Below are 14,103 nucleotides of genomic sequence, written 5' to 3'. Positions count from 1 at the left end.
CGTCGACCCCCCCCCCCCCCCCCCCAACACCCCCCCCCGGGGGGCGCCCCCCCCCGCCGCCCCCCCCCCCCCCCCCCCCCCCCGCTCCCGACAACCCACGCCCGCCGCAGGCGCAACGGCGCGTCGCCGCGACGGCGGGATGGTCGAAGGAGCACGGGCGCGCCGCAGGCGAAGGGCGCGTCGCCGCGATGGCGGGAAGGCCGCAGGCGAACGGCCCGCCGCAGGCGAACCGTCACAGATAACAGCCCAGCGCAGCGTTCAGGTATCGAGCCCGATGGCGAACGCCGCCTCCAGGTCATGCTGCGAGTACGTGCGGAACGCAATATGCGTCTCGGTGGAGGCGACGCCCGGCACCTTGCTGATGCGGCCGGGGATGACATCGGCCAGATCGTCATGCGCGGCGACGCGCACCATCGCGATGAGGTCGTGCGCGCCGGTGACGGAGTAGACCTCGCTGACGCCTTCGAGCGCGGCGATCTGTTCGGCGATCTCCGGGATCTGGTCCACGCTGGTCTTGATGAGCACGATCGACGTGATCACGGCTGGCTCTCTCCCTCGGTCGCCGGTGCGTTCGCCCTGGTGACCTCCACAGTAGCGGGCCGGTGGCGGGCCCATGCGTAGAGGAAGCCGAGGGCGAAGCCGATCACGTGGGCGAGGTAGGCGACGCCGGGGCCGGTGGGGTCGCGCTGGGCGGCCAGCCATTGGAGGGCGAACCAGAAGAGCAGTACCACCCAGGCGGGGAACCGCAGCGGCAGGAAGAAGAGGAAGGGGAGGAGGCTGGTGACGCGGGCGCGGGGGAAGAGGTAGAGGAACGCGCCCAGGACGCCGGAGATGGAGCCGGAGGCGCCGACCAGCGTCTGGCCGGAGGCGGCGTGCGCGGCGGCGTAGCCGAGGAGCGCCAGGTAGCCGGTGACGATGTAGAAGACGGTGTACGCCGTGCGGCCCATGCGGGCTTCGGTCATGTCGCCGAAGACGTGGAGGAAGAGGGCGTTGCCGAGCAGGTGCAGCCAGCTGCCGTGGATGAAGAGCGCGGTGAGCGGGGCGAGCCAGGCGGCCGGGTGACCGGCCCACAGGTCGCGGGGGATGACGCCCCAGCGTTCGAAGTACGCGGTCTGCGCCTGGAGGAGGGCGTCGCCGGTGCCGTACAGGGGGTTGAGGCCGGAGGCGGGGCCGAGGACGAAGAGGGCGCAGCACAGGGCGATGAGGATGTTGGTCACGGAGTACGTGCTGCGGGCGGGGCGGTCCGGATGGCGGGCGTCCGGTGGGGTGTGCGGCCGCCGGGGCCGGGGGGAATCGGGTGGTGGGGGAGGCAGAGGCGGCGCCGTCATGAAGGGGATCATGCCGTAATGCGGGCAATCGGGGCGGACTGCCTCGCCGCGTCCCGTCTCCTGGGCGATGCCCGCGCGGCCATGCCGTCAGGCCGTAGGGTTACGGTCGGTACTTTGCGTACTTCCCGCAGTCCGACGGCGCACCGCGTGAGGCCGCAGCACCCGCACCGCACGAGTAGGAAGAAGGACGATCACGATGGCTGTTCCCCTGCCGACGGACCGGACCCGGTGGCGCTGCACCCTGTGCGGCAACCTCACCCGCTTCGACGTGACCCGCACGTCCAAGGTGGTGGAGTACCTGCACCTCGATCTGGCCGGGGAACCGAAGGTCGAGGAGCGTGAGGTGCTCAGCGATTCCGTCGAGTCCGTGCGCTGCCGCTGGTGCAACGCGGTCGACCAGATCGAGCTGGTCGACCGTCCGGGCGCGGACGCCTGAGGGTCGGGGCGAGAAGACCGTGGTGGAGCGTCCAGCAGGGGAGCCGGGGGCGAGCGGGGAGGCGTCCGGCGGTGAGGGCGAGGAGGCCCTCGACCGCCCGCTGCCCGAGGGCGTCCGGCGCCGTGTCGTGGCGCTCACCGCGGACGCGTTCGGTGCCCTGACGGTCGCCGAACTCCCGCCGCCGCTGCGGCAGTACGCCCGTTTCACACCCTCCCGGCGCGCCAAGTTCGCGGGGAATGCCATGGCTGCCGTGCTGGAGAGTGACGCCGTCTTCCGGCAGCGCATCGCCGGGAAGGTCCGCGAGGCGCAGCCGGAGGTCGCCGACGCGCTGGAGCGGGGTACCCCGCCCGCCGCCGCCGATCCGCTGGACATCGCGGCGGCGGCGTACGTACTGCGCCCCGACGGCTGGTCGAAGCTGGTCGCCGCGGCGGGCGAGGAGGCGCAGCGGGCCCGCGCCGAGCGGGTGGGCGAGGAGACCGAGCGCGAACTGACCCGGCTGCGCGAGGAGCTGGCGCGGGCCCGTGCGGAGGCCCGTGCCGACGCCGACCGGGTACGCGCCGAGCTGGACGCCGTCCGCAAGGAGAACGACGCGCTCCAGCGGAAGCTGCGCAGCGCACTCAGCGACGTCAAGCGGGGCGCCGCGACGGTCCGTAAGGCGGAGGCGGCGCTGGAGTCGGAGCGGTCCCGGGCGGCGTCGGAGAAGGCGGCGGTCGACAGTGAACTGCGCCGCCTCAAGGCGCGGATCGGGGAGAGCGAGGCGGCGCTGGAGACCAGCCGCCGCGCCGCCCGGGAGGGCCGCAGCGTCGAGGACATGCGGGTGCGGCTGCTGCTGGACACCGTGCTGGACGCGGCCCAGGGACTGCGCCGGGAGCTGGCGCTGCCGCCCGCCGGGGTGCGGCCCGCCGACACCGTCGAGGCGGTGGAGCCCGGCCGGATGACGCCGAAGGACGTCGCCAGCCGCGCGCTGTCGGAGACCGATCCGGCCCTGCTCGACCAGTTGCTGGCGCTGCCGCAGGCCCATCTGGTGGTGGACGGCTACAACGTCACCAAGACCGGCTATCCGACGATGCCGCTGGACAAGCAGCGGCTGCGGCTGCTGGGTGGCCTCGCGGCGCTCGCCGCCCAGACCGGCGCGGAGATGACGTGTGTCTTCGACGGCGCGGAGCTGGCGGCGCCGGTGCTGCTCGCGCCGCCGCGCGGGGTGCGGGTGCTGTTCAGCAAACCGGGCGTGACGGCGGACGAGTTGATCCGGCAGCTGGTGCGCGCGGAGCCGCCGGGGCGGCCGGTGGTGGTGGTCTCCACCGACCGCGAGGTGGCGGACGGTGTGGCGAAGGCCGGGGCGCGTCCGGTGGCATCGGCTCTGTTGCTCAAGCGACTTGCGCGGGTCTGACAGCGACGTGCCCGGGAGTGACGGCTCGACGATTTGTCCGTTCTCTGCTCTCTGACCGTCAAGTTCCCACTACAGCCCGTGTGATGTTGGTAAAACCTGGCCTCGGCGGGGTGTTTTTTACCCGGGAGGATTTGAAGCGATCACAACTCGGTTACTAAGGTCGGGCCTCGAACCTTCATGCAGTTGATCATCCAACCGGGATGAACAGTGAAGGAACCGCCGAGTCCGCGGCGTACGCGCGGAGCCGGGGTCACCATCCCCCACTTCCCGGTAGGCGGCTGAAGGAAGAAGGAGCTCGCCCCCGTGGCGTCCCACCGTCGACCCAAGCAGCCGAGCCGTACTCGCGTGACCGTGCTCACCGCGACCGCCGCGGCGGCCGTAGCCCTCTCCTCCCAGGCCGCGCAGGCCGCCCCGTCGAAGAAGGACGTCAAGTCCGAGGTCGACAAGCTCTACGGGCAGGCGGAGCAGGCCACCGAGAAGTACAACGGTGCCAAGGAAGATCAGCAGAAGCTCCAGAAGGAGGTCGCCGACCTCCAGGACAAGGTGGCCCGCGGCCAGGGCGAGCTGAACGATCTGCGGAAGGGCCTGGGCGCCGTCGCCTCCGGCCAGTACCGCAGCGGCAGCATCGACCCCTCCGTCCAGCTGTTCCTCTCGGGGGACCCGGACACCTATCTGGAAAAGGCCGCCACCCTCGACCAGTTGAGCGGCAAGCAGGCCGATCAGCTCAAGGTCATCGCGGACAAGCAGCGCCGCCTCGCGCAGGAGCGCGCGGAGGCCGCCAGCAAGATCCAGGATCTCTCCGAGACCCGTAAGGCGCTCGGTCAGAAGAAGGACGAGATCCAGGGCAAGCTGACCAAGGCGCAGGAGCTGCTCAACACCCTCACCGCCAAGGAGAAGGCCGCCCTCCAGGCCAAGGAGGACCGCGCCAACCGCTCCAGCGACCGCGCCGACCTCGGCCACGACGTCCCCGCCTCGCAGCGCGGCGCCGCCGCCCTCGCCGCCGCCCAGTCGAAGATCGGTTCGCCCTACGTCTGGGGCGCCACCGGCCCGTCCTCCTTCGACTGCTCGGGCCTGACCTCCTGGGCGTACCAGCAGGCCGGCCAGTCGCTGCCGCGCACCTCGCAGGCGCAGGCCAGCGCCGGTACCCGCGTCGGCATGAACGAGCTGAAGCCGGGCGACCTGGTGCTCTTCTACGGCGACCTGCACCACATCGGTCTCTACGCGGGCAACAACACCGTGCTGCACGCGCCGAAGCCCGGCGCCGCGGTCCGCTACGAGTCGATCAACAACATGCCGTTCCAGTACGGCGTCCGCGTCTGACGTTCCGGGCCACCCGCCCGGCGGCAGCGCCGCACCCCGCCCGCCCCGTCGGTGACCTCCTGGGTCGCCGGCGGGGCGGCGCCGTTGCCGCCCGGGCGGCCCCCAGCGGTTTCGTCACCGCACGCCTTTGCTTACGATCGGCCGCATGGCAGGTCAGGGTGTACGGCGACCGCCCCGGGCCACGGCCGCGGGGAGCGCCGTGCTGCTGACCGCGCTGCTCGCCGGGGCGACCGGCTGCGCGAAGGTGCCGCCGCCGCGGGCCCGTTTCCCCGAGGTGCAGCGGATGCTGGACGCCCGCGCACGGGCGGTAGGGCAGCACGACGAGGCCGCGTTCCTCGCCTCCGTCGATCCGGTGCGGCCCGGCTACCGCGACCGGCAGCGCAACGCCTTCCGTACGCTCAAGGGGCTGCCGCTGACCGGCTGGCGCTACGACCTCGTCGAGACCGACGCCTTTCCGCTGGCGTCCGGCGGCGGGGACGCGATGGCCGCCAAGGTCGAACTGCGCTACCGGCTCAAGGGCTTCGACGCCGAGCCGGTGACCTCCGTGCAGTACCTGACGCTGACCCGTACGGACGGCCGCTGGCGGATCGCGTCGGACAGCGACGCCGCCGCGTCCGGCCACACCGGCGCCCGCCAGCTGTGGGATCAGGGGCCGGTGGCGGCGGTGCGGGGGCGGCACGCGCTGGTGCTGGGCGCCGCCGGGGACCGCGGGCGGCTGAAGGATCTGGCGCGCCGGGCGGACGCGGCGGTGCCCGCCGTCACCGCCGCCTGGAAGGGCCGCTGGAGCGGACAGGTGGTGATCGAGGCGCCGGGCTCGGTCGCCGGGATGGCCCAACTGCTGGGCAGCGACGACACGTCCGCATACGCGGGCATCGCGGCGGTGACGACCGGCGAGGCGGACGCGCAGGCGAAGGCCCCGGCCGACCGGGTGATTGTCAACCCGGAGGCGTACGCGGACCTCAACGACGCGGGCCGCGCGGTGGTGCTGTCCCACGAGATCACCCATGTCGCCACCCGCACGGCCACCACCGGGGACACCCCGCTGTGGCTCTCGGAGGGGTTCGCCGACTGGGTGGCGTACCGGGGGCGGCGGCACGCGGCGGCCGCGGCGGCGCCGGAGCTGTCGCGGGCGCTCGCCACCGGGCAGGCGCCGCGCCAGCTGCCCGCCGACGCGGACTTCGGCTTCACCGGCGGCGCCGACCGGCTGGCCAAGGCGTACGAGTCCGGCTGGCTGGCCTGCCGGATGATCGCGGACACCTGGGGCGAGGCGAAGCTGCGCGCGTTCTACCGGGCGGCGGGCGGCGTGACGGCGGGGGAGGGGCATGCGGGGCCGGGGGTGCGGTCGGCTCCGCCCTCGCCGTCGTCGGGGGCCGGGGTGGCGTCGTCCGGTACGTCGGCCGATGACGCGGCGTCCGACGGGCCGTCCGACGTACCCACCGGTGCGCCGTCCGGGGCCGGGCCCTCCGCCGGAGCGTCGTCCGCGGCGACTGCGGGCGGGGACGGCGGCACGCGGGACGACGCCGTGGGCGGGACCGGGAGGCGGGCCGTCGCCGGGCATCCGGGGGCGCCCGCGCCCGGGGCCGCGGGCGCCCGCCGTCCGGCCGTTCGTGAAGCCCACCTCGACTCCGCTTTCCGCTCCCAACTCGGCCTGGGAATAGGGGAGTTCACGAAGAAGTGGCGGGCCTACCTCAAGGGCGCGCTGACCTGACGGAGGAGCCCGGGGGCGGTACGGGGGCGTGCCCGAGGGGCTGCGGTACGGCGGGCGGGCCGCCGTCGTCGTCCGGACCGGCTCCCGGTCCCGCCCCGGTCCCGCCCCGGGACCGACCCGGTACTGTCGGCGGGAGGCGAGGCCACCGGGTCGCGCCCGCCGAGCCGAGCCGACGCCGAGAGAGCAGCGTGCACAAGACCCTCATCGTCACCAACGACTTCCCGCCGCGCCCCGGTGGCATCCAGGCGTTCCTGCACAACATGGCGCAGCGCCTGGACCCCACCCAGGTCGTCGTGTACGCCTCCACCTGGAAGCGCGGCGCCGAGGGACGTGAGGCCACCGCCGCCTTCGACGCCGAGCAGGAGTTCCCGGTCGTCCGCGACCGTACGACGATGCTGCTGCCCACCCCGGCCGTCACCCGCCGCGCCACCGCGCTGCTGCGCGAGCACGGCTGTACGTCGGTGTGGTTCGGGGCCGCGGCGCCGCTCGGGCTGATGGCGCCCGCGCTGCGCGCCGCCGGGGCGCGCCGGATCGTCGCCACGACCCACGGCCACGAGGCCGGCTGGGCGCAACTGCCCGCCGCCCGGCAGCTGCTGCGCCGTATCGGTGAGGGCACCGACACCCTGACCTACCTCGGCGAGTACACCCGCCGCCGGATCGCCGCGGCGCTCACCCCCGAGGCCGCCGCCCGGATGGTCCCACTCCCGCCCGGCGTCGACGAGAAGACCTTCCACCCCGGCTCCGGCGGCGACGAGATCCGCGCCCGCCTCGGCCTCACCGACCGGCCCGTCGTCGTCTGCGTCTCCCGGCTCGTGCCGCGCAAGGGGCAGGACACTCTCATCGAGGCGATGCCCGCGATCACCGCCGCGGTGCCGGACGCCGTTCTGCTGATCGTCGGCGGCGGCCCGTACGAGAAGGAGCTGCGGGCGCTGGCGGAGCGCACCGGCGTGGCGGAGTCGGTGCGGTTCACCGGCGCGGTGCCGTGGGAGGAGCTGCCCGCCCACCACGGCGCGGGCGATGTCTTCGCGATGCCGTGCCGCACCCGGCGCGGCGGCCTCGACGTCGAGGGCCTGGGCATCGTCTACCTGGAGGCGTCCGCCACCGGGCTGCCCGTCGTGGCCGGTGACTCCGGCGGCGCGCCGGACGCGGTGCTGGACGGCGAGACCGGCTGGGTGGTGCCCGGCGGCTCCCCGCAGGCCACCGCCGAACGCGTCGTCGCGCTGCTGCACGATCCGGAGCTGCGCCGCCGGATGGGCGAGCGGGGCCGCGCCTGGGTCGAGGAGAAGTGGCGCTGGGACCTGCTCGCCGAACGGTTGAAGGAACTGCTCTGAGCCCGGGGGCGGGGCGCATCCCCGGGCGGGACGCGGCCGCCCCCGGACACGCCGACGGGGCGCGCCCGAGAGGCCGCGCCCCGTACGTCTTCCGCGCCCACTCCCGCGTCAGCCGCGGTAGAGGGCCTCGATCTCCTCGGCGAAGTCCTTCGCCACCACGTTCCGCTTGAGCTTCAGTGACGGCGTGACATGCCCGGAGTCCTCGGTCAGCTGGGCCGGCAGGATGCGGAACTTACGGACCGACTCGGCCTTCGAGACCGCGGCGTTGCCGTCGTCGACGGCGCGCTGCACGGCCGCCAGCAGCTCCGGGTCGTCGGCCAGCGACGCCGCGGTGGAGTCCGCGGGGCGGCCGTGCTCGGCGGCCCAGCGCGGCAGGAACTCCTCGTCGAGGGTGAGCAGCGCGCCGATGAACGGACGGCCGTCGCCGACGACCATGCACTCCGCGATCAGCGCGTGCGCCCGGATCCGGTCCTCGATCACGGCGGGCGCGACGTTCTTGCCGCCCGCCGTCACCAGGATCTCCTTCTTCCGCCCGGTGATGGTGAGGTAGCCGTCCTCGTCGAGGGTGCCGAGGTCGCCGGTGTGGAACCAGCCGTCGGAGAGCGCCTCCGCGGTGGCCGTCTCGTTGTTCCAGTACTCCGTGAACAGGTGCTCGCCGTGGAGCAGCACCTCGCCGTCGTCGGCGATCCGCACCACCGAGCCGGGCAGCGGCTGGCCGACGGTGCCGATCTTCTGCCGGTCCCAGGGGTTGAACGCGGTCGCCGCACAGGACTCCGTCAGGCCGTACCCCTCCAGGGCGGTGAAGCCGATGCCGCGGTAGAAGTGGCCCAGCCGCTCGCCGAGCGGGGCGCCGCCGGAGATGGCGTGCGTGGCGCGGCCGCCGAGGACGGCGCGGAGCTTGCCGTAGACCAGCTTGTCGAAGACCCTGTGGCGCAGCCGCAGGCCGAACTTCGGGCCCGCCGCGGTGTCCAGCGCCTGGCTGTAGGCGATGGCGGTGTCCGCCGCCCGGTCGAAGATCTTGCCCTTGCCGTCGGCCAGCGCGGTGGCGCGCGCCCCGTTGTAGACCTTCTCGAAGACCCGGGGTACGCCCAGGATCAGCGTCGGCCGGAACGAGGCGAGATCGTCGGTGAGGTGCTTGATGTCCGGGGCGTGCCCCAGCTTGATCGGCGCCATCACACAGGCGATCTGCACGAGACGGCCCAGGACGTGCGCGACCGGCAGGAACAGCAGCACCGACGACTCACCGGTGCGGAAGAGCGGCCGCAGCCGCTCGACGACGTTGCCGACCTCGGCGAAGAAGCTGCGGTGGGTGAGCACGCAGCCCTTGGGGCGGCCGGTGGTGCCGGAGGTGTAGACGATCGTGGCGGGCGAGTCGGCGTCCGCGAGGGCGCTGCGCTCGTCCACCTCCTCGTCGGTCAGGGCGGCGCCCGCGGCCGACAGCCGGGCGACGGCGTCCCGTTCGATCTGCCAGATGTGGGCCAGCGCGGGCAGCCGGTCGCGTACGGAGGCGACGGCCGCCTCGTGCGCGGCCGTCTCCACCAGGCAGGCCACGGCGCCGGAGTCGCCGAGGATCCACTGGATCTGCTCGGCGGAGCTGGTCTCGTACACCGGCACGGTGATCGCCCCGGCGCTCCAGATGGCGAAGTCCAGCAGCGTCCACTCGTAGCGGGTGCGCGACATCAGACCGATGCGGTCGCCGGGCTGGATGCCGGAGGCCATCAGGCCCTTGGCGACGGCGCGGACCTCGGCCAGGAACGCGGTGGCCGTGACGTCCTGCCACACGCCGTCGACCTTCCGTCCCACGACCGCGACATCCGGGTGCTGCGCGGCGTTGCGGCGGATGAGATCCGTCAGATTGCCGTCCGAAGGGACCTCGTACAGAGCCGGAAGGCTGAACTCGCGCAAGACTGCTGCTCCTCATTGGCGCCGGTGCCACGACGCTGTGTGCTGCACCGGTTCGGTCCATGACTGGCAGGGGACTGGACTGCCCGGACGTTACCCACCGGTATTGCTTTGGGGTAGGGGTCGCGGCCAGATGTTCGATGCGTCACATGTCAAGGGGTGCGCCGTGGAACTTACGGCCTCACCTGCGAGGGACAGGCCGTCAACGCAGAGTAGACCAGCGTTTCGGCGACCGGAAAGTAACCGGAAGGACGGTCCGCTCCCGGTCGGTGGCACCCGCGTCCCGGGGTCTGTCGTCCAACTCGTGGCGGACGGGAGTCTGACGACAGGCCCTAGGCTTCGGGGCATGCGACTGCACGTGGTCAGTGATGTACACGGCAACAGCCGGGACCTCGCCCGCGCCGGTGAGGGCGCCGACGCCCTCGTCTGCCTCGGCGACCTCGTGCTCTTCCTCGACTACGCCGACCACGCGCGCGGCATCTTCCCCGCCCTCTTCGGCGCCGACAACGCCCGCCGCCTCATCGACCTGCGCACCGCCCGCCGCTTCGACGAGGCCCGCGCCCTCGGCCGCCGCCTGTGGGGCGAGTTGGACGCCGCCGGGGAGCCGCGCGAATCCGTCATCGAGACCGCCGTCCGCGGCCAGTACGCCGAACTCTTCGCCGCCCTGCCCACCCCCACCTACGCCACCTTCGGCAACGTCGACATCCCCCGGCTCTGGCCGGAGTACGCCCGCGGGGGTACCACCGTCCTCGACGGCCAGCGGGTCGAGATAGGCGGCCGCGTCTTCGGCTTCGTCGGCGGCGGCCTGCCGTCCCCGATGCGCACCCCGTACGAGATCGGCTACGAGGAGTACGCCGCCAAGATCGAGGCGGTCGGCGAGGTCGACGTGCTCTGCACCCACATCCCGCCGGACGTCCCCGAGCTCTGCTACGACACCGTCGCCCGCCGCTTCGAACGCGGCAGCGCCGCCCTGCTCGACGCCATCCGCCGCACCCGCCCGCGCTACTCCCTCTTCGGCCACGTGCACCAGCCGCTCGCCCGCCGGATGCGCATCGGCGCCACCGAGTGCGTCAACGTCGGCCATTTCCGCGCGACCGGCAGGCCGTACGTCCTGGAGTGGTGAACCGCCGCCCCGGCCGGCCGCCCCGCAGGCCCGCGCCGCCCCGGCCCGCTGGTGTCCGGCGGCGCCGCGCCGCGCGGTAGCCTTCAGCAGCAGAGACACCGGGTTCGACGCGAGCCGGAGGCCGGGCGGTACCGGCGCAATCGGCATGGAGGAGTCACGGCGATGGCCGAACACACCAGCTCTAGCATCACGATCGCGGCGCCGCCCGCCGAGGTGATGGGAGTGATCGCCGACTTCGACCGCTACCCGCAGTGGACCGGTGAGGTCAAGGAGGCCGAGGTGCTGGCCAAGGACGACCACGGCCGCGCCGCGCAGGTCCGGCTGCTGCTCGACGCCGGTGCCATCAAGGACGACCACACCCTCGCCTACACCTGGACCGGCGACGACGAGGTCAGCTGGTCGCTGGTCAAGTCCCAGATGCTGCGCGCCCTCGACGGCTCCTACCGCCTCGTCCCGGTCGGCGGCGGCACCGCCACCGAGGTCACCTACCAGCTCACCGTCGACGTCAAGATCCCGATGCTCGGCATGATCAAGCGCAAGGCCGAGAAGGTCATCATCGACCGCGCGCTCGCGGGCCTGAAGAAGCGCGTGGAGTCCGGCCCGCAGGGCCCCGCCGACGCGGCGGAGACCCGCTGACCGTGCGGACCGTCCTCGTCACGGGCGCGGGCGGCACCGGCCGCTCCACCCTCGCCGCGGCCACCGCGCTGGCCGCGGCCCGGCAGGGCGCGCGGGTACTGCTGCTCACCGGCCAGACCAGCGCCCCGCAGACCGTTCTCGGCACCCCGCTGTCCACCACGGCCACCGAGATCGCCCCCGGACTGCACGCCCGCCGCATCGACCCCGGCGACCGCTTCCGCACCGAATTCCTCGCCTTCCAGGACCGCGCGGGCGCCGCCCTCGACCTGCTCGGCGCCACCCCGCTCGACGCCGACGAACTCACCGAGCTCCCCGGCGCCGAGTCCTTCGCGCTGCTGCACGCACTGCGCGCCGCACACGCCTCGGAGGCATGGGACACCGTCGTCGTCGACGCGCCGCCCGCCGACGAAACGATCCATCTGCTGGCGCTCCCCGCGCAGGTCCGCCGCTATCTGCGACGGCTGCTGCCCGCCGAACGCCAGGCCGCCCGCGCCCTGCGCCCGGTCCTCGCCCAGCTCGCCGGCGTCTCGATGCCCGCCCAGAAGCTGTACGAGGCCGCCGAGGGCTGGGAGCGCGAACTCGCCGCCGTCCAGGCCGTGATCGACGCACCGGGCACCACCGTCCGGCTCGTCACCGACGCCGGGCCGGTCGCCGCCGGAACGCTGCGCGCCGCCCGCGCCGGGCTCGCGTTGCACGGCCGCCGCACCGACGCGGTCCTCGTCAACCGGCTGCTGCCGACCGGCTCCGCCGACCCGTTTCTCGCCGCGCTCTCCACCGCCCAGCAGGACGCGCTGAAGACGCTCCGCGAGGAGGCGGCGGGCGTCCCGGTCCACGAGGTCGCCCACCTCGGCCGCGACCCGCAGGGCCTCGACGCGCTCGCCGCCCTCCTCGACGAGGATGCCGCCCGCATCGGCGCCACCACGGACACCGCACCGCGCGCCGCCGATCCCTGGACCGTCGAGGACCGGCTCGCCGACGACGGGCTGCTGGTGTGGCGGGTGCCGCTGCCCGGCGCCGCCCGCGAGGGCCTGGGGCTGGTGCGCCGCGGCGACGAGATCGTCGTCACCGTCGGCCGTCACCGCCGGATACGGACCCTGCCCTCGGCGCTGCGCCGCTGCACCGTCACCGGCGCCGGACTGCGCGAGGGCGTGCTGCAGATCCGCTTCGCCCCGGACCCCGCGCTGTGGCCCGAGGGAAGCTGATCCGCGTACCCCCGTTCGGGTACCGTCAAAGGTGAGTCCCGTCCCGGCCGCCGGGCGCCCCGGCGCGCCGCGGCCACCTGCCGCAGGAGTCCACGGAGCCCGTCATGAGTGATGCCACCGAACGTCCGGCCGAGCCGTCGGCCGCTCCCGATGCCGACGCCTGGGAGACGGCCTGCGCCGAGGATCTCGCCGCCGAGAAGGAGCGCCGCCGCGCCGGAAAGGGCGTCCCGCCGGGCAGCGCCGCCGATGAACTGCGCAGGCTCGCCGATGCGGTGACCGACAAGCTCGCCGGGATCCAGCTGCCCGGCGCGCTCGGCGGCGCCGCCGCGTCCACCGCCGTCAGCAGCCTGTTCCGCCAGGCCAAGGCCGCCGTCGAGCCGGTCGTCGAGCGCCACCCGGACGTCTTCGACCACCTCGCCGCCGCCGGTTCCGAGCTGCTCGCCGCGTACCGCTCCGCCGTCGAGGACGGCGAGGCCCGCTGGACCCGCAAGGAGACCGGCGACCACCCGAAGGCCGCCGGACGCCCCGACGACCCCCGCGACGACGACGGCCCGGCGGGCACGGAGCGGATCGATCTCGACTGACGCCCCGGGGAGCGAGGTCCTCGGCGTCGCGAGGGCCACCCAGGACGCCACTCTCGCCCTCCCCCGCTCCGGTACGGTGGATCACGGCGGGGTTCGAGAGACAACTGAGGGACACATGGGACTCACCATCGGCGTCGACATCGGCGGCACGAAGATCGCGGCCGGTGTGGTCGACGAAGAGGGCTCGATCCTGGACACCTGCACGGTGCCGACCCCGCCGACCGCCGACGCGCTGACCGACGCCATCGCCGACGCGGTCCGCTCCGTGGGCGCCGCCCACCGGGTGGAGGCCGTCGGCATCGGCGCGGCCGGATACGTCGACGAGAAGCGGGCCACCGTCCTGTTCGCGCCGAACATCGACTGGCGTCACGAACCGCTCAAGGACAAGGTCGAACAGCGCGTCGGCCTGCCCGTCGTGGTCGAGAACGACGCCAACGCCGCGGCCTGGGGCGAGTACCGCTTCGGCGCCGGGGCGGGCCACAGCGACGTCATCTGCATCACGCTCGGCACGGGCCTGGGCGGCGGCATCATCATCGGCAACAAGCTGCGCCGCGGCCGCTTCGGCGTCGCCGCCGAGTTCGGCCACATCCGGGTCGTCCCGGACGGCCTGCTGTGCGGCTGCGGCAGCCAGGGCTGCTGGGAGCAGTACGCCTCCGGCCGTGCCCTGCTCCGCTACGCCCGGCAGCGCGCCTCCGCCACCCCCAAGGAGGCCACGGTCCTGCTGGGCCTGGGCGACGGCACCCCCGAGGGCATCGAGGGGCGGCACGTCAGCGAGGCCGCGCGCCACGGCGACCCGGTCGCCGTCGATTCCTTCCGTGAGCTGGCCCGCTGGGCCGGTGCGGGGCTGGCCGACCTCGCCTCGCTCTTCGACCCGTCCGCCTTCATCGTCGGCGGCGGCGTCTCCGACGAGGGCGAACTGGTCCTCGGCCCGATCCGCAAGTCGTTCCGCCGCCGGCTGGTCGGCAGCCAGTGGCGGCCGCACGCCCAGGTCCTCGCCGCCCAACTCGGCGGCAAGGCCGGGCTGGTCGGCGCCGCCGACCTCGCCCGCCAGGGCTGACCCGCCGCCCGCCCCGGGCCCGCCGCGGGCGGGGGCGCCGGGTCCGGGCCCCCGCGCCCGCCCCAGGGGGCCGGGGGGGTATAAAC

The 14,103-nt window shown here is 74.0% G+C and carries 13 protein-coding genes; 10 read left to right on the top strand and 3 right to left on the bottom strand.

Annotated elements, in window-relative coordinates:
* Positions 1-258: 258 nt before the first annotated feature.
* Both ACFWWQ_RS22280 and ACFWWQ_RS22275 read right to left on the bottom strand, forming a co-directional pair.
* Entirely contained in the window at positions 259-540 is a 282-nt protein-coding gene (locus tag ACFWWQ_RS22280) for an Lrp/AsnC family transcriptional regulator (RefSeq protein WP_143944179.1), read from the bottom strand.
* A complete protein-coding gene (locus tag ACFWWQ_RS22275; protein ID WP_384598753.1) occupies positions 537-1,217 on the bottom strand; it encodes a rhomboid family intramembrane serine protease in 681 nt (226 codons plus the stop codon). The genes ACFWWQ_RS22280 and ACFWWQ_RS22275 overlap by 4 nt, the downstream gene beginning before the upstream one ends.
* Before the next feature lie 307 nt (positions 1,218-1,524).
* Here ACFWWQ_RS22275 and ACFWWQ_RS22270 point away from each other — a divergent pair, with 307 nt between their 5' ends.
* From ACFWWQ_RS22270 to ACFWWQ_RS22250, 5 genes are all read left to right on the top strand, one after another.
* A complete protein-coding gene (locus ACFWWQ_RS22270; RefSeq protein WP_384598751.1) occupies positions 1,525-1,764 on the top strand; it encodes a hypothetical protein in 240 nt (79 codons plus the stop codon).
* Positions 1,765-1,783: 19 nt separating this feature from the next.
* Positions 1,784-3,154 (top strand): NYN domain-containing protein, encoded by a 1,371-nt coding sequence (locus ACFWWQ_RS22265; protein WP_384598749.1) that lies wholly within the window; start codon positions 1,784-1,786, stop codon positions 3,152-3,154.
* 303 nt (positions 3,155-3,457) lie between these two features.
* Complete coding sequence (locus ACFWWQ_RS22260; protein ID WP_384598747.1) at positions 3,458-4,474, top strand: NlpC/P60 family protein; 1,017 nt, start codon at positions 3,458-3,460, stop codon at positions 4,472-4,474.
* Positions 4,475-4,619: 145 nt separating this feature from the next.
* The gene (locus ACFWWQ_RS22255) at positions 4,620-6,182 is read left to right on the top strand and encodes a hypothetical protein (protein ID WP_384598745.1); all 1,563 of its coding nucleotides are present in this window, start codon (positions 4,620-4,622) and stop codon (positions 6,180-6,182) included.
* Between the two features lie 188 nt (positions 6,183-6,370).
* Positions 6,371-7,513: a glycosyltransferase family 4 protein gene (locus tag ACFWWQ_RS22250; RefSeq protein ID WP_384598743.1), complete on the top strand. Its 1,143-nt coding sequence runs from the start codon at positions 6,371-6,373 to the stop codon at positions 7,511-7,513.
* Between the two features lie 108 nt (positions 7,514-7,621).
* Here ACFWWQ_RS22250 and ACFWWQ_RS22245 read toward each other — a convergent pair whose 3' ends face one another.
* Positions 7,622-9,418, bottom strand: coding sequence for an AMP-dependent synthetase/ligase (locus ACFWWQ_RS22245; RefSeq protein ID WP_384598741.1), 1,797 nt, complete (start codon positions 9,416-9,418; stop codon positions 7,622-7,624).
* 343 nt (positions 9,419-9,761) lie between these two features.
* On the opposite strand from ACFWWQ_RS22245, the gene ACFWWQ_RS22240 reads away from it, so the two are divergent.
* From ACFWWQ_RS22240 to ACFWWQ_RS22220, 5 genes are all read left to right on the top strand, one after another.
* The gene (locus ACFWWQ_RS22240; protein WP_384598739.1) at positions 9,762-10,538 is read left to right on the top strand and encodes a metallophosphoesterase; all 777 of its coding nucleotides are present in this window, start codon (positions 9,762-9,764) and stop codon (positions 10,536-10,538) included.
* A gap of 162 nt (positions 10,539-10,700) precedes the next feature.
* The gene (locus ACFWWQ_RS22235) at positions 10,701-11,174 is read left to right on the top strand and encodes an SRPBCC family protein (RefSeq protein WP_384598737.1); all 474 of its coding nucleotides are present in this window, start codon (positions 10,701-10,703) and stop codon (positions 11,172-11,174) included.
* A 2-nt stretch (positions 11,175-11,176) separates the two neighbouring features.
* On the top strand, positions 11,177-12,376 hold the full coding sequence (locus ACFWWQ_RS22230) for an ArsA family ATPase (protein ID WP_384598735.1): 1,200 nt from the start codon (positions 11,177-11,179) through the stop codon (positions 12,374-12,376).
* Between the two features lie 104 nt (positions 12,377-12,480).
* Complete coding sequence (locus ACFWWQ_RS22225) at positions 12,481-12,960, top strand: DUF5304 domain-containing protein (protein ID WP_384598733.1); 480 nt, start codon at positions 12,481-12,483, stop codon at positions 12,958-12,960.
* Between the two features lie 115 nt (positions 12,961-13,075).
* Positions 13,076-14,017, top strand: coding sequence for an ROK family glucokinase (locus tag ACFWWQ_RS22220; RefSeq protein ID WP_384598731.1), 942 nt, complete (start codon positions 13,076-13,078; stop codon positions 14,015-14,017).
* Positions 14,018-14,103: the final 86 nt, after the last annotated feature.

This window comes from Streptomyces sp. NPDC059080 (genome assembly GCF_042739975.1).
GTDB lineage: Bacteria > Actinomycetota > Actinomycetes > Streptomycetales > Streptomycetaceae > Streptomyces > Streptomyces benahoarensis.
This window is presented reverse-complemented; position numbering and strand designations above follow the sequence as displayed.